The sequence below is a fragment of the Desulfuromonas soudanensis genome (assembly GCF_001278055.1).
Taxonomy (GTDB): domain Bacteria; phylum Desulfobacterota; class Desulfuromonadia; order Desulfuromonadales; family WTL; genus Deferrimonas; species Deferrimonas soudanensis.
In genome coordinates this window covers 3,053,929-3,067,842 of record NZ_CP010802.1, presented here as the reverse complement: position 1 = coordinate 3,067,842, position 13,914 = coordinate 3,053,929, and the positions used below count along the sequence as shown (strand labels likewise).

13 protein-coding genes are annotated in these 13,914 nt (G+C 62.4%); 10 read left to right on the top strand and 3 right to left on the bottom strand.

Going from position 1 to position 13,914, the window contains the following annotated elements:
• Position 1 precedes the first annotated feature (1 nt).
• The 7 genes from tsaE to tpx all read left to right on the top strand — a co-directional run bounded on the left by tsaE (position 2) and on the right by tpx (position 6,559).
• Positions 2 to 493: a tRNA (adenosine(37)-N6)-threonylcarbamoyltransferase complex ATPase subunit type 1 TsaE gene (gene tsaE / locus DSOUD_RS13660; RefSeq protein ID WP_053551530.1), complete on the top strand. Its 492-nt coding sequence runs from the start codon at positions 2 to 4 to the stop codon at positions 491 to 493.
• Positions 490 to 1,890, top strand: a complete 1,401-nt coding sequence (lpdA, locus tag DSOUD_RS13655) for a dihydrolipoyl dehydrogenase (RefSeq protein WP_053551529.1) — start codon at positions 490 to 492, stop codon at positions 1,888 to 1,890. The genes tsaE and lpdA overlap by 4 nt, the downstream gene beginning before the upstream one ends.
• A 57-nt stretch (positions 1,891 to 1,947) precedes the next feature.
• Positions 1,948 to 3,180 (top strand): aspartate kinase, encoded by a 1,233-nt coding sequence (locus DSOUD_RS13650; RefSeq protein ID WP_053551528.1) that lies wholly within the window; start codon positions 1,948 to 1,950, stop codon positions 3,178 to 3,180.
• 85 nt (positions 3,181 to 3,265) lie between these two features.
• On the top strand, positions 3,266 to 4,837 hold the full coding sequence (gene cimA / locus DSOUD_RS13645; RefSeq protein ID WP_053551527.1) for a citramalate synthase: 1,572 nt from the start codon (positions 3,266 to 3,268) through the stop codon (positions 4,835 to 4,837).
• Between the two features lie 3 nt (positions 4,838 to 4,840).
• Positions 4,841 to 5,395, top strand: coding sequence for a ComEA family DNA-binding protein (locus tag DSOUD_RS13640; RefSeq protein ID WP_053551526.1), 555 nt, complete (start codon positions 4,841 to 4,843; stop codon positions 5,393 to 5,395).
• A 166-nt stretch (positions 5,396 to 5,561) separates the two neighbouring features.
• Positions 5,562 to 5,717: a hypothetical protein gene (locus DSOUD_RS18195; RefSeq protein WP_096335443.1), complete on the top strand. Its 156-nt coding sequence runs from the start codon at positions 5,562 to 5,564 to the stop codon at positions 5,715 to 5,717.
• A 290-nt stretch (positions 5,718 to 6,007) separates the two neighbouring features.
• Positions 6,008 to 6,559 (top strand): thiol peroxidase, encoded by a 552-nt coding sequence (gene tpx, locus DSOUD_RS13635; protein ID WP_157671881.1) that lies wholly within the window; start codon positions 6,008 to 6,010, stop codon positions 6,557 to 6,559.
• A gap of 14 nt (positions 6,560 to 6,573) precedes the next feature.
• Here tpx and DSOUD_RS13630 read toward each other — a convergent pair whose 3' ends face one another.
• The 3 genes from DSOUD_RS13630 to DSOUD_RS13620 all read right to left on the bottom strand — a co-directional run bounded on the left by DSOUD_RS13630 (position 6,574) and on the right by DSOUD_RS13620 (position 10,296).
• Positions 6,574 to 7,701, bottom strand: a complete 1,128-nt coding sequence (locus tag DSOUD_RS13630) for an NAD(P)/FAD-dependent oxidoreductase (protein ID WP_053551524.1) — start codon at positions 7,699 to 7,701, stop codon at positions 6,574 to 6,576.
• Between the two features lie 79 nt (positions 7,702 to 7,780).
• Positions 7,781 to 8,167, bottom strand: coding sequence for a DUF302 domain-containing protein (locus tag DSOUD_RS13625; protein ID WP_053551523.1), 387 nt, complete (start codon positions 8,165 to 8,167; stop codon positions 7,781 to 7,783).
• 14 nt (positions 8,168 to 8,181) lie between these two features.
• Positions 8,182 to 10,296: a 3-hydroxyacyl-CoA dehydrogenase NAD-binding domain-containing protein gene (locus DSOUD_RS13620; protein WP_053551522.1), complete on the bottom strand. Its 2,115-nt coding sequence runs from the start codon at positions 10,294 to 10,296 to the stop codon at positions 8,182 to 8,184.
• A 162-nt stretch (positions 10,297 to 10,458) separates the two neighbouring features.
• Here DSOUD_RS13620 and pdhA point away from each other — a divergent pair, with 162 nt between their 5' ends.
• From pdhA to DSOUD_RS13605, 3 genes are read left to right on the top strand one after another with little or no spacing between them, the layout of a single operon-like run.
• On the top strand, positions 10,459 to 11,442 hold the full coding sequence (gene pdhA, locus DSOUD_RS13615) for a pyruvate dehydrogenase (acetyl-transferring) E1 component subunit alpha (RefSeq protein ID WP_053551521.1): 984 nt from the start codon (positions 10,459 to 10,461) through the stop codon (positions 11,440 to 11,442).
• Positions 11,443 to 11,496: 54 nt separating this feature from the next.
• A complete protein-coding gene (locus DSOUD_RS13610; RefSeq protein WP_053551520.1) occupies positions 11,497 to 12,468 on the top strand; it encodes an alpha-ketoacid dehydrogenase subunit beta in 972 nt (323 codons plus the stop codon).
• A gap of 49 nt (positions 12,469 to 12,517) precedes the next feature.
• The gene (locus DSOUD_RS13605; RefSeq protein ID WP_198300320.1) at positions 12,518 to 13,912 is read left to right on the top strand and encodes a dihydrolipoamide acetyltransferase family protein; all 1,395 of its coding nucleotides are present in this window, start codon (positions 12,518 to 12,520) and stop codon (positions 13,910 to 13,912) included.
• The last annotated feature ends 2 nt before the right edge of the window (positions 13,913 to 13,914 follow it).

The following is a 13,914-nucleotide window of genomic DNA, read 5'->3' as shown; positions in this document are numbered from 1 at the left end:
TGTGCGCACCTGGAGCCTGACCACCGCCTGCGCAGCGGAGACCAGGGCTCTCGGTGAGACCCTCGGCGCCCTGCTGACGGAGCATCTGATTGTCGGTCTTTGGGGGGATCTCGGAACCGGCAAGACCTGCCTGACCCAGGGTCTGGCCCGGGGGCTCGGAGTGCCGGTGGAGGAACCGGTCACCAGCCCGTCCTATACCCTGATGAATCATTACTCGGGGCGACTTGAACTCCATCATTTCGATCTCTATCGCCTCGCCGGACCGGAGGACCTGGTTGATCTGGGGTTTGACGAATATCTGCAGGGGGGGGGGGTGGTCGTCGTCGAGTGGGCCGAACGGGCTCCCGGCATCGAAACGGAGGGGCTGTCGATCCGCCTCGCCCATGCCGGGGAAGAGGAGCGTCGCATCGATTTTGTCGCAGAAGGCCGGGTGGCCGAAGCTCTTCTTGCCCGTCTGGCCGCGACCCTGACGACAGAGAGGGGGGGAGGATGAAGGAATTCGATATTGCCGTCATCGGCGGCGGCCCCGGCGGTTATGTGGCGGCGCTGCGCGCCGCCCAGCAGGGAGCCTGCGTCTGCCTGATCGAGGAAGATCAGGTCGGCGGCACCTGTCTCAACAGGGGGTGCATTCCGACCAAGGCCCTCTACGCCACCGCCCATCTCCTGCAGCGCCTGCGGGGAGCGGACAAGCACGGCATCGGTGTCGGCACCATCGATTTCGATTTCGCCGTCGCCGCCCGCCGCAAGGACGAGGTGGTCGCCAAGCTGGTCGGGGGGATCGAGCAGCTCCTCAAGGGCCGGGAAGTGGAAATCTTCCGCGGCAGGGCCTCCATCGAAGGCGCAGGACGGGTCTGTATCCGGAGCCGGGGTGTGGTCGGGCATATCCAGGCCCGCACGATTATCCTCGCCACCGGGTCACTCCCGGCCCGTCCGAAAACCCTCGCGATCGACGGGAAAAAGGTTTTGACCAGCAATGAAATTCTTGCTATTAAAGAGCTTCCCGAAAGCCTCCTGATCGTCGGCGGCGGCTATATCGGCTGCGAGTTCGCCAGTATTTTTTCCGCCCTCGGCACCCGGGTGACCCTGGTCGAGCAACTCCCAGGACTCCTCGTCCAGAGCGATCGCCAGATCGTGCGGGACGTCGAGAAAACCCTCAGGGAGCAGGGGGTGGCAATCCACACCGAAAAGTCGGTGGAAAGTCTCGACACCTCCGGAGACGGTGTGCGCGTCCGCATCGAAGGGGGCGAGGAGGTCCTTGTCGCCAGGGTGCTGGTGGCCGTCGGCCGGGTACCCAACAGCTCGGGGCTGGGGCTGGAGGAGCTCGGCGTCAGGCTCGACAAGGGGGCGGTCGTCGTCGATGCGGCGATGCGCACCTCCGTTGAGGGTCTCTATGCCATCGGCGACGTGACCGGCGGCATCCAGTTGGCCCACGTCGCCTCCTATCAGGCGGGGATCGCCGTCACCAACGCCCTGGGGGGGGAGGCCCGGGCCGATTACCGGACGGTTCCGAGTACCATCTTCACTCTGCCGGAGATCGGCCAGGTGGGGATCACCGAGGAGGAAGCCAGGAAAAAGGGGCTCAACGTATCCGTCGGACGTTTTGCCTACCAGGCCTCCAGCAAGGCTCTTTGCGACGGCGAGGTTCGCGGTTCGGTGAAGATCGTCGCCGACGGCGACAGCGGGAAGATCCTCGGCGCAGCCATCGTCGGCGAGGAGGCTTCGGCGCTCATCGCCGAGGTGGCGGTGGCGATGAACCAGGGGATGACCGCCGGCGAACTGGGGCGGGTCATCCATTCCCACCCCACCCTCCCCGAGATGATCATGGAGGCCGCCGAGGACGTGGAGGGGATGGCGGTGCACAAGATAGGGCGCAGGACAAAAACGGAATAGCTCAGGCGCGGCCTAAAGTCGGCCGCTTTTTCCAACGCAAAGGAGGCAGTGGGAATTATGGCCCTTGTTGTGCAGAAGTATGGTGGGACTTCGGTGGCGAACATCGAGCGGATCCGCAACGTCGCCCGGCGCGTCGCCAAGACCTATGATGATGGCAACGATGTGATCGTGGTCGTTTCCGCCATGTCCGGCGAGACCAACAAACTTGTGGCCCTCGCCAACGAGATGTGTGAATTTCCCAGCGAACGGGAATACGACGTGCTGGTGGCGACCGGCGAGCAGGTCACCATCGCCCTCCTCTCCATGTGTCTGCAGTCCATGGGATACAAGGCCAAGAGCTACATGGGACACCAGATCCCGATCCTGACCGACAGCACCTTTTCCAAGGCGCGCATCGAAAAGATCGACGACAAGAAGGTCCGCGAGGATCTGAAGAACGGTACGATCATTGTCGTCGCCGGATTCCAGGGGGTCGACAGGGAAGGGAACACCACCACTCTCGGCCGCGGCGGCTCGGACACTTCGGCGGTGGCGGTGGCCGCCGGGCTCAAGGCCGACGTCTGCGAAATCTACACCGATGTCGACGGCGTCTATACCACCGACCCGCGGATCGTCCCCGACGCCACCAAAATCGAGAAGATTTCCTACGATGAGATGCTGGAGATGGCGTCCCTCGGCGCCAAGGTTCTGCAGATCCGCAGTGTTGAATTCGCCAAGAAATACGGCGTGGTGGTCCACGTTCGTTCGAGCTTTAACGACAATCCAGGGACACTGGTGATGAAGGAGGATGCCGATATGGAGACCGTTCTGGTTTCGGGAATTACCTACAACAAGGATGAAGCCAAGATTTCCGTGATGCGCGTTCCCGACAAGCCGGGGATCGCCTCCATCCTCTTCACCCCCCTCTCCCATGCCAACATTACCGTCGACATGATCATACAGAACGTGTCCAACGAGGGGTACACCGACATGACCTTCACGGTCCCCAAGACCGACTTCAAAAAGGCCCTGAAGATCGTCGAAGAGTCGGCAAAAGAAATCGCCGCCGGTGCGGTACGGAGCGACGAGAACATCGCCAAGGTCTCCATTGTCGGGGTCGGGATGCGGTCCCACTCCGGGGTGGCCAGCAAAATGTTCCAGACCCTTTCCCAGGAGGGGATCAACATCCAGATGATCTCCACCAGCGAAATCAAGGTCTCCTGCGTCATCGACGCCAAGTACACCGAGCTGGCGGTTCGTGTGCTCCATGATGCCTTCGGTCTGTCTAAGAAGGATGTCAAGGCCGAATAATTCGGCCGGATCCGGGGCACCCAATGCGTGAACTGAGATGTGCAGGGGCGGTTTTCGAGCCGCCCCTGTGGTCAGGAAGAGTGGAATGAATCAGATCAGACTCTACGATACGACCCTGCGGGACGGCTCCCAGGCCGAGGACGTCTCCTTTCTGGTGACCGACAAGATCCGCATCGCCCAGAAGCTCGATGAGTTGGGGATTCACTACATCGAAGGGGGATGGCCGGGATCCAATCCCAAGGACATCGCCTTCTTCAAGGACATTAAAAAAGTCTCCCTCTCCGGGGCAAAGATTGCCGCCTTCGGCTCCACCAGGCGGGCCAAGATCACTCCGGACAAAGACAACAACATCCGCACCCTGATCCAGGCCGAACCGGATGTCGTCACCATCTTCGGCAAGACCTGGGATTTTCATGTTCACGAGGCGCTGCGCATCAGTCTCGAGGAAAATCTCGAACTGATCTACGACTCCCTGGCCTACCTGAAAGAACATATCGGCGAGGTCATCTACGACGCCGAGCATTTCTTCGACGGCTACAAGGCCAATCCCGCCTACGCCCTCAAGACCCTGCAGGCGGCCCAGGAGGCGGGCGCGGACTGCATCGTGTTGTGCGACACCAACGGCGGCACCCTCCCCTATGAGCTGCCGGCCATCATCGCCGCGGTCAAAAAGTCGGTCTCCACACCCCTGGGGATCCATGCCCACAACGACAGCGAGTGTGCCGTGGCCAACTCGCTGGTGGCAGTGGAAAACGGCATCGTCCACGTGCAGGGGACGATCAACGGTTTCGGCGAGCGCTGCGGCAACGCCAACCTCTGCTCGATCATCCCATCCCTGGTTCTGAAGATGGAGAGTCCCTGCGTCGCCGACGAACAACTCAAGAGCCTGCGGGGAGTCTCCCGTTACATTTACGAACTGGCCAACCTGGTGCCGAACAAGCACATGGCCTATGTCGGCAACAGCGCCTTCGCTCACAAGGGGGGGGTGCACGTTTCGGCGATTCAGCGCCATCCCGAAACCTACGAACACGTTCGCCCCGAGCGGGTGGGGAATGTGACCCGGGTGTTGATCTCCGATCTCTCGGGCCGTTCCAATATCCTCGCCAAGGCCGAACAGTTCAATATCAATCTCGACAGCAAGGATCCGGTGACCCTGGAGATTCTTGAAGACATCAAGGAGCTGGAGAACAAGGGGTACCAGTTCGAGGGCGCCGAAGCCTCCTTCGAACTCCTGATGCGCCGCGCCCTCGGCACCATTCGCCCCTACTTTTCGGTCATCGGCTACCGGGTGATCGACACCAAGCGGCACGAGGATGAAAAAACCCTTTCCGAGGCCACGGTCCAGGTCAAGGTGGGCGGCCGGATCGAGCATACCGCCGCCGAAGGAAACGGCCCGGTCAACGCCCTGGATCATGCGTTACGCAAGGCCCTGGAAAATTTCTATCCCCAGCTCAAGGAGATGCGCCTCCTCGACTACAAGGTCCGGGTTCTTCCCGCCGGCAAGGGGACGGCCTCGGTGACCCGGGTGCTCATCGAATCGGGTGACAAGATGGAACGCTGGGGAACGGTCGGGGTCAGTGACAATATCATCGACGCCTCCTACCATGCATTGATCGATGCCCTCCAATACAAGCTTCTCAAGGACCAGGGACGCTAAGTTATGAGCACACCCCCCGGCACGGTCCTTCTCGTCCTGGGGGTGCTGGGATTGCTCCTCGTCACCGACGGCCGCCGGGCGGTTCTCCAGAACGGAGAACCCCCGGCATTTTATTTGGAGCAGGAGAGTCCCGGGTGGGTGATGTTCTCCTCCGGCTTCCCCGATCCGGGGGGCCATCAAATTTATGACGGTGAGACTTGGGGGGACGTCATGAAATTGACGGGACTTGCGCCCACCCCCGAATTGACCCGGAAGATCGCCCTGTCTTCCCCCCTGATCAGCGGCGAACGGTTGGATATCATTGTCACCGAAGGACAAGTATCCGAAATAAAAAGAGACTGGATGTCCTCCGGCCAGAGGATCGCACTCTCCATCCCCCTGCATCCCGACCGCATGACCGCCGAAGACTGGCAGGTTCTTCCCGGTGTGGGTCCCCGTCTGGCGGAAAAAATCTGTGCCGACCGTCAATTAAATGGCGATTTTATCGTTTTGGAGGGGGTCCGGCGGGTTTCGGGGGTGGGTGCGGCGAAGATCGCAGCCTGGCGGAAGTTTTTTTAAGCGGAGATGATCAGGGTAACTGTCCGATTTGCAAAAGAAAAGAAGACAGGACAAAAAGGTTTCTTCCCCCTGTGTGGCGATCTGGCATGCCTCGTGTAATAGTATTTCTTACCGATTGGCTGCTACGAAGTAAACCATACAAAATGATCAAAACAAGGGGGAAGCGATGAAATGTCCTAAGTGCAAGGGAAGAATGTACGCCGAGAAGTTCTATGATTTCGTGCGCACTTTTGATGCCTGGAAGTGCTGCGCCTGCGGAGAGGTCCTCGATCCGACCATCATGGCGAACCGGGCGCGCAATCACAACTTGTTCCTGGGCTAGGGCCACTCGGCCTTTATAGCAAGCACAGCCGGCCGGAAAGTTTCGAAACTTTCCGGCCGGCTCTTTTTTTATCCTGCCCCGCTTCCCCGGTTTGCCTGACGGTCGGCGCCTGCTAAGATTCTTCCGGGAGTGTCGATCCGGCCACAGGAAGAGGAGTCGGTTGCCGTCCTTTTCGGGAGGAGAAAAAGGAGAAACCGGTCATGAAAAAATCTGCCGTTGTTGAGGGACTGTTACTTTTCGGTTTTATGCTTCTTGCCGGCTGCCCGGGGAACCGGGCAGCAGAAATACCCATGGAGAAAGGGTCTGTGGAGCCGGGAACGACGGTCATCCGGGGCGAGAAGACGTTCAAGCTCCTCGGCACCCCGCTGGCCGTCGGAAATCCTCTTCCCGCCACCGGCATGGTCGACGCCATGACCCTGGAGACGGTCGATCTCTCCCGGCTCAAGGGCGACGTCCTGTTGCTCAGCATCGTCCCCTCGATCGACACTAAAGTTTGCGAAGCCCAGACTCATTACCTCGGTGAGGAGGGGGATAAGCTGCCGGCCACCGTCAAGCGCCTGGTCCTCAGCCGCGACACACCCTTTGCCCAGAAGCGCTTCGCCGAGGAGGCCGGTCTGACCGATATCCGCTATCTCTCCGACTACAAGGAGGGGGCGTTCGGGCGCCAAACCGGACTGCTCATCGAGGACCTCATGCTCCTGGCGCGCGCGGTGATCATCGTCGACGCCGGGGGGAAGGTGCGTTATCTCCAGGTCGTTCCCGACATCGCCCATCTCCCTGACATGGAGGCGGCCTTTGCCCGGGCTGCGGAGCTGGCGGCAAAGAGGTCGGACCGGCAGTAATCCCGCGGGGGAGTTTACGCCTCTTCCTTGAGCTCTCCGGAGATCTGGAACTTCTTCATGAAACGCCTGTCGATGTAGTCTTTGGCCAGGAAGGCGAGCCGTCCGTCGACGGTCCACCCCCTCCTGGACAAAATGCCTCGCCCGTCGCCGAGGTTGAGGATCAGCAGGTAAGCCGAGGGGGGAAGATAGGGCCTGAGCGGCCCCCCGTCCAGGGCGGCCAGGAGGTTGTGGAGGAGCACGGGATTCTGCCGCACGGCATGGACTCCGACCTTGTCGAGGGGGGATGGCGCGAAATGGATGCAGTCGCCACCGCCGAAGATCTCGGGGTAATCCGGCGACTGAAGGAAGGCGTTGACGGTCAAGCCGCCATCTTCTCCGGTGGCCAGCCCCGAATCCCGGAAGAGGGGGGCGGGCGAGACGCCGACGGCGACGAGAGCCAGATCGAAGGGGATCGAGGCGCCGTCGCTGAGGAGCGCAACCTTTCCTGCCAGGGATTTCGTTCGGACCCCCTGGTGCAGGACAATGCCGCGATTTTCCAGGGAGCGCCGGGCCAGGGTCCGGACCCGGTCAGGAAAGGCCTTGAGGATTCTGCTCCCCCCCACCAGGGATATGTTCCCTTCCCGGTCGAGCTCTCTCAGGAGTCGCCAGAGGTTCCCCGCCAGTTCCACACCCGCCGGACCGCCGCCGACCACCAGGAGTCGGGGCGGTCGTTTTTCTTTCCACGACAGCAGGGTCTCCCGAACCCGCAACAGATTCTCGATCGGTTTGACGGGGAGAACGTTGGGCGAGCCCCCGTCGAGGGAACCGAGGGGAACGCCGCTCCCCGTATTGAAGGAGACCGCATCGTAGGAGAGATCTCCCCCCGAGGCGAGATGCAGTCGCTTTCCCGCCGCATCGATCCCGCTGACCCGGTCCTCCAGGAAGGAGCCGCCCGGTGCTTCGATCATTTTGCGGATGTGAAAGCGCACCTCCTGCGGGCGGTAGGTTCCCGCCAACAGCCCCGGCCCCATTCCCGAGTAGTACTGATAGGGTGAAGGACTGATGAGCGTCACCCGATGTCCTCGGCCGACGAATTGGTCGAGGCGGGCCAGAACCGTCATGTGCGCATGGCCGCCGCCGGCCAGGACGAGGTGCTTTCCCATGCCTCTCCTTTCAAGGGGTGGCGTTTGTCGCCGTCGGCCCGATTGCTCCGGCGGACATAAAGGGCGGATTACCCGGTTCCTAGAGGCGGTCGATGACCCCCTTGAGCCTCGCCTGAACCTCGCCGGCCACCTGGGCCAGTTCGGGGTTCTTTATTCCCTGCATCGAAACCAGGGGGTCGACCGCCGCCACCTCGATCCTCCCGTCCTCCGTTTCCTGAACGATGACGTTGCAGGGGAGCATGGTGCCGATATGCGCCTCCTTTTGCAGCGCCTGGTAGGCGAAGTTCGGATTGCAGGCACCGAGAATCCGGTACTTGCGGAAATCGACGCCGAGCTTTTTCTTCAAGGTCCCGGTGACGTCGATCTCGGTCAAAATGCCGAATCCGTCCTTTTGGAGTTCTTCGGTGACCCGGAGAACGGCCTGATCGAAGGTGACCGGGAGAATTTTACTGAAGTAGTAGTTCATGGTCGTTTTTCCTTTCATGGTTTGGCGGGCAGCAGAAGCTCACGCCCTTTGAGATAGTTGCAGGGGCTGAAACGGGCGCCAAGGAGGCCGGACAAAGCCTCCAGTTCCGTTACCATCGCCGGCACCCCCTCCGCATCGGCCCAGCGGCAGAGTCCGCCGAGAAAGGGGGGGAACCCGGTGCCGAAAATCATTCCGGTATCGACATCCTCGGGGGAGGCGACGACCCCCTCTTCGAGGCAGCGCCCGGCCTCGTTGACCATCAGCAGCATCAGGCGGCGCCAGTCCTTGGCCGAGGCCGTGCGCTCCTCCCTGAGATCGAGAAGGGGGGCCGCCTTCGGGTTGGGGCGGGTCTTTCCCTTCCTGGGGTGCAGATAGAACCCCCGCCTCCCTTTCCGTCCCTTGAGACCGCGCAGCCGGGCCTTTTCCAGAAGGAGGCTCTCGGGAAGATAGGGGAAGGCCTTGCTCAACGTCTTGCCGACTTCGGCGGCGATATCGATGCCGACCTCGTCCATGAGACGGAAGGGGCCCATGGGGAGTCCGAAGCGACGGGCCGCACTGTCGATGGATTGCCATTTCACCCCCTCTTCGGCGAGGAGGCAGGCCTCGTTGAGGTAGGCGCCGAGGAGGCGGTTGACGAGAAAACCGGGACGGTCGTCGACGAGGATCGGGGTCTTGCCGAGCCTGACGGCCAGATCGAAGAGGGTGGCCGTGGTCTCCGCGGCGCTCTTTTTGCCGCGGATGATCTCCACCAGGGGCATCCGGTCGACGGGATTGAAGAAATGCAGCCCGGCGACATTCTGCGGTCGTTGTCCGGCCCCTTGCAGTTCGCTCACCGAAAGGGCCGAGGTGTTGGTGGCGAAGAGGGCATCGTCGCGCAGGACTTCTTCCACCTCCCGCAGAACCCCCTGTTTGACCACCATCCGTTCCACCACTGCCTCGATGACCAGATCGACCTGGTCGAAGCCGCTGTAGTCGGTGGCCCCGGTCAACAGAGCCATCTTTTTGACGACCTCGGCTTCGCCGCCGCCGGTTTTTTGCGCACGTTTGCCGAAGAGTGTCCTGGCGTGGCCGAGGCCGGCTTCGACCGCCTCGGGGCGCAGGTCCTTGAGGCGGACCGGGATGTCGTTCTCGGCCAGCAGATGGGCGATTCCTCCCCCCATGATTCCGGCACCGAGAACGGCCGCCTGCCGCAGCTTGCGGGGAGTCCCTTCCGGCCGGGACTCCTTCTTCGGACGCTGGGAGAGGCGGAAGACGCGGAGCAGGTTCTTGCACACCGGGGTGACGATCATTTCGCCGAGCCCCTGCGCCTCCAGTTCCAGCCCCTGCTCGAGGGGGAGGGAGAGGCCCTTCCGGAGGACGTCCAGCGCCTTGAAGGGAGCCGGGTAGTGCCCGCCGGTCTTCCGGGCGGTGGTGCGGCGGACGAGGGCAAAAAGAATCGCCCGGCCGAGGGGATTTTTCTCCAGCAGCCAGGTGCGCCAGCCGCCGCAACTCTTCCGGCGCTGCTCGAGAATCGGCCGGCTGTCGGCCACAACCTCCCGCAGCAGGGCGAGAGCCGCGCCCCGCAGATCCTTTCCGGCCACGACACGGTCGACGAGGCCGATTTTCAGGGCTTCGCGGCTGCGCACGGTGCGGCCGGTGAGAATGATGTCGAGAGCCTTGGCCAGGGATATGAGCCGCGGCAGGCGCTGGGTGCCGCCGAAACCGGGAAAGATTCCGAGCTTGATCTCCGGGAGGGCGATGGCGGCATCCTCGGCGGCGATCCGGTAGTGGCAGGCGAGGACGAACTCGGTTCCGCCCCCCATGCAGTGCCCGTGCAGGGCGGCGACCACCGGAAAGGGGAGGGTGCCGAAACGCCCCAGGACCCGCTGCCCCTCCCGGGCCAGGTCGGCCCCCAGATCGGGGTCGTCCACCTCTTCGATGGCCTCGATATCCGCCCCGGCAATGAATCCCCCCTCCTTGGCGCTTAAGATCACGGCTCCGGAAATCACTGCATTCTGCGAGAGTTCATCGGCGGTGCGATCCAGATCCTTGAGAAAATCGCCGCTGAGGATGTTCACCTTCTCCCCCGGCGCATCGAGGACGATATGGGCGATCCCCTCTTCAATGGTGTAATCGACATATGGGCTCATGATGGTCTCTCCCGTCCGGTCCTTTGGTTGCAGTCTCATGATATTAGCGGGTTAACGATCAATAGCAAGGGGTTTGCTCCCCCCGGGGCGGGCTTGCCAACCCCCGGGCGGATGTTAGTATTTTACCGAAGACGCCTCGGACCGGGAACCAGGGGGAGAGAAATGGACGGGAAATCGGATCCTTTGATGCTTGGAACACCGGAGCTCCTCTCCATGTATCGCGACATGGTGCGGATCCGGGAGTTTGAAGAGGCCTGCCCGCAACTCTACAGCCAGGGGAAGATCGGCGGTTTTCTCCACCTCTACAGCGGCCAGGAAGCGGTCGGCGTGGGGGTGGCGCACGCCATCCACCCCGACGACTATCTGATCAGCGCCTACCGTGAGCATGGTCTGGCCATCGCCAAAAAGGTTCCGGTCCAGGCGGTGATGGCCGAGCTCTTCGGCAAGGCGACCGGGGTCAGCAGGGGGAAGGGGGGGTCGATGCACATGTTCGACGCCGAACGGCGTTTCATGGGCGGGTACGGAATCGTCGGCGGGCATCTTCCCCTCGCCGTCGGCCTCGGATACTCCATTCTCTATCGGGGGGGGGACGAGGTGGTCGTCTGCCTCTTCGGCGACGGCGCGACCAATCAGGGGGTCTTTCACGAGGCGATGAACATGGCGGCCCTCTACCGGGTTCCGGTGGTCTTTATCTGCGAAAACAACATGTACGGCATCGGCACCAGCGTGGCCAGGGCCAGCGCCGTCGAAGAACTCTACAAGAAGAGCTGCGCCTATGAGACCCCAGGACTCCGGGTCGACGGCATGGACGTGCTCGCCGTCTACCAGGCGGTCCACCAGGCGGTGCAGAAGGCGCGCAACGGCGAGGGGCCGACCTACATCGAGGCGCGCACCTACCGTTACCGCGGCCACTCCATCTCCGATCCGGGAACCTACCGCAGCGAACAGGAGAAGAAGATCTGGAAGGATCGCGACCCGATTCCCGCCCTGGCCGCCTACCTTCTCCGTGAAGAACACACGAGTCAAAAAGAGCTCACAGCCATCGACGAGGAGGAGAGGAAAATCATCCAGGAAGCGATCGCTTTTGCCGAGGAGAGTCCCGATCCCGATCCCGAGGAGCTGTGGACGGATGTTTACGCGCCATAACCCTGCGAGTTAACCCGGTTCGCTGCTCTGCCCCTGCTGCCAAGGAGTCGGCTGATGCCCGAAATCACCTGCCGAGAGGCACTCAATCAGGCCCTGCACGAGGAGATGGAACGGGACGAAACCGTCTTTGTCCTCGGCGAGGATGTCGGTCTCTACGAAGGGTCCTTCAAGGTCACCAAGGGTCTTCTGGCCAAGTTCGGCGATAAACGGGTGATCGATACCCCCATCTCCGAGGCCGGTATCGTCGGCATGGCCTGCGGCGCGGCGATGACCGGACTGCGCCCCATCGTCGAACTGATGACCATCAACTTCTCCATCGTCGCCCTGGATCAGATCATGAACCATGCGGCGGTCGCCCGCTACATGTTCGGCGGCCAGGTGGCGGTCCCCCTCACCATTCGCACCCCGGGGGGTGCCGGTCACCAGCTCGGCGCCCAGCACAGCCATTCCCTCGAAGCCCTCTTCCTGCACTGTCCCGGCCTGCGGGTGATCGTCCCTTCGGTCCCGGCCGACGCCAAGGGGCTCCTCAAGAGCGCCATCCGCTCTCAGGATCCGGTGATGTTCATCGAACACGAGGGACTCTACGCCGTGAAGGGGGAGGTCCCCGCCGGGGAATACACCATCCCCCTCGGCCGGGCGGACATCAAGCGGGAGGGGCGCGACCTGACCCTGGTCACCCTTTCGCGGATGGTTTATGTCTGTCTGGAGGCGGCCGAAGAGTTGGCCAAAGAGGGGATCGAGGTCGAAGTCCTCGATCTGCGCGCCCTCAACCCACTCGACATGAAGGCCGTCCTCGACTCGGTGCGCAAGACCCGCCGGGCGGTGACGGTGGAAGAATCCTGGCTCACCGGCGGGTGGGGAGGGGAAATCGCCGCCCGCATCATGGAGGAGGCGTTCGACGATCTCGATGCCCCGGTGCTGCGGGTCGGCGGGGCCGATGTCCCCATGCCCTACAACAAGGCGCTGGAAAAGGCGGCCATTCCCGATGCCGCGCAGGTCGCGGCCCGGGTCCGGGAACTGTTTTAGCCGCAAGATTTTACCTCCGGACGCCGGTCCCTGTGCATTGGCGCCGGTGATGAAAACCAAAATTACTGAGGGGATTGCCGCAATGCCGATGGAAATCACCATGCCCAAGCTCAGCGACACCATGGAAGAGGGGACGGTCCTCAAGTGGCACATCAAGGGTGGGGACAGGGTCGCCCGGGGGGACATCATCGCCGAGGTCGAAACGGACAAGGCGGCCATGGAGATGGAGGCCTTTGAAAACGGCGTCGTCAAGGCCCTCAAGGTTGAGGAAGGGGAGACGGTGAAGGTGGGAACGGTCATCGCCCTGCTGGAGGGGGAGGGGGAAACCGAAGGGGAAAGTAAAAAAACCTCTGATAAGGGGGGCGATAAAGGCGGCGAGGGGGAGAGGGGGGAAAAAGAAAACGGGGAGCCGGAGGCGCACGGGAAAAAAGAGGTAAAGGACGCCGGTGCCAAGAAAGCAAAAGAGGAGGAAGAGGTAGGGCAGGAGAAAGAGGAAGAGGAGGACGAAGGGGAAGAGGAGGACGAAGGGGAAAGGGGGGAGGGAGACGAACCGGAAAAAGAGCCGTCGACCCCGACCCCTCGCCGGTCCGTCCGGGCCGCCGCCTCTCCGGCGGCACGCCAGCGGGCCCGGGAACGGGAGCTGGATATCGAAAAGATCCGCGGGACCGGACCCGGCGGCCGCATCGTCCTCTCCGACGTCGAAGGGGTGTCGCGGCGGACACCCGAAGGGGAGGCCGTGCAGACTCCGGCGGCCCGGGAGAAGGGGGGGAAGAAATCGGTGAAGATCCGGCGGATTGTCGCCCGAAAAATGGTGGAGAGCTGGCAGAGCATCCCGCATTTTTTCGTCACCGTCGCCGTCGATATGACCGACGTCATCCGCTTCCGCAAGGATCTGCGCTTCAGCATCAACGACTTTGTCGTTGCCGCCGCCGCTCGCGCTCTCGGGGAGCATCCCTGGGTCAACAGCCACTGGGTCGACGGCGAGGCAGTGGAGCAGCCGGGCATTCACATCGCCCTGGCGGTGGCCACCGACCGCGGGCTCTACAACCCCGTCCTCAGAGACTGCGGAACCCTCTCCCTCAAGGAGATCAGCGGCCGAACCCGGGAACTCGTCGACCGGGCGCATCGGGGTGAACTCAGGGGAGAAGACATGGCCGACGGCACCTTCACCATCTCCAACATGGGGATGCTCGGCGTCGAATCCTTCAGCGCCATCATTACCCCGCCGCAGGCGGCGGTCCTCGCTGTAGGGACCGTCAAGGGAGAAATCATCCTCGACGAGCATGAGGAACCGTCCATCGCTCCGATGCTCCGTCTGACCCTCTCCGCCGATCACCGCATTCTCGACGGCGCCGACGCGGCGGAATTTCTCACCGCCGTAAAGAGCTATCTGGAGGCTCCCATCACCCTGGTCAGTTGCGAATACGGCAACGAAAGGAGCTGACA

Excerpts from the sequence above, each read along its gene's own strand:
- lpdA (WP_053551529.1), top strand. The coding sequence starts at position 490 with ATGAAGGAATTCGATATTGCCGTCATCGGCGGCGGCCCCGGCGGTTAT.
- DSOUD_RS13650 (WP_053551528.1), top strand. The coding sequence starts at position 1,948 with ATGGCCCTTGTTGTGCAGAAGTATGGTGGGACTTCGGTGGCGAACATC.
- cimA (WP_053551527.1), top strand. The coding sequence starts at position 3,266 with ATGAATCAGATCAGACTCTACGATACGACCCTGCGGGACGGCTCCCAG.
- DSOUD_RS13640 (WP_053551526.1), top strand. The coding sequence starts at position 4,841 with ATGAGCACACCCCCCGGCACGGTCCTTCTCGTCCTGGGGGTGCTGGGA.
- DSOUD_RS18195 (WP_096335443.1), top strand. The coding sequence starts at position 5,562 with ATGAAATGTCCTAAGTGCAAGGGAAGAATGTACGCCGAGAAGTTCTAT.
- tpx (WP_157671881.1), top strand. The coding sequence starts at position 6,008 with ATGGAGAAAGGGTCTGTGGAGCCGGGAACGACGGTCATCCGGGGCGAG.
- DSOUD_RS13630 (WP_053551524.1), bottom strand. The coding sequence starts at position 7,701 with ATGGGAAAGCACCTCGTCCTGGCCGGCGGCGGCCATGCGCACATGACG.
- DSOUD_RS13625 (WP_053551523.1), bottom strand. The coding sequence starts at position 8,167 with ATGAACTACTACTTCAGTAAAATTCTCCCGGTCACCTTCGATCAGGCC.
- DSOUD_RS13620 (WP_053551522.1), bottom strand. The coding sequence starts at position 10,296 with ATGAGCCCATATGTCGATTACACCATTGAAGAGGGGATCGCCCATATC.
- pdhA (WP_053551521.1), top strand. The coding sequence starts at position 10,459 with ATGGACGGGAAATCGGATCCTTTGATGCTTGGAACACCGGAGCTCCTC.
- DSOUD_RS13610 (WP_053551520.1), top strand. The coding sequence starts at position 11,497 with ATGCCCGAAATCACCTGCCGAGAGGCACTCAATCAGGCCCTGCACGAG.
- DSOUD_RS13605 (WP_198300320.1), top strand. The coding sequence starts at position 12,518 with ATGAAAACCAAAATTACTGAGGGGATTGCCGCAATGCCGATGGAAATC.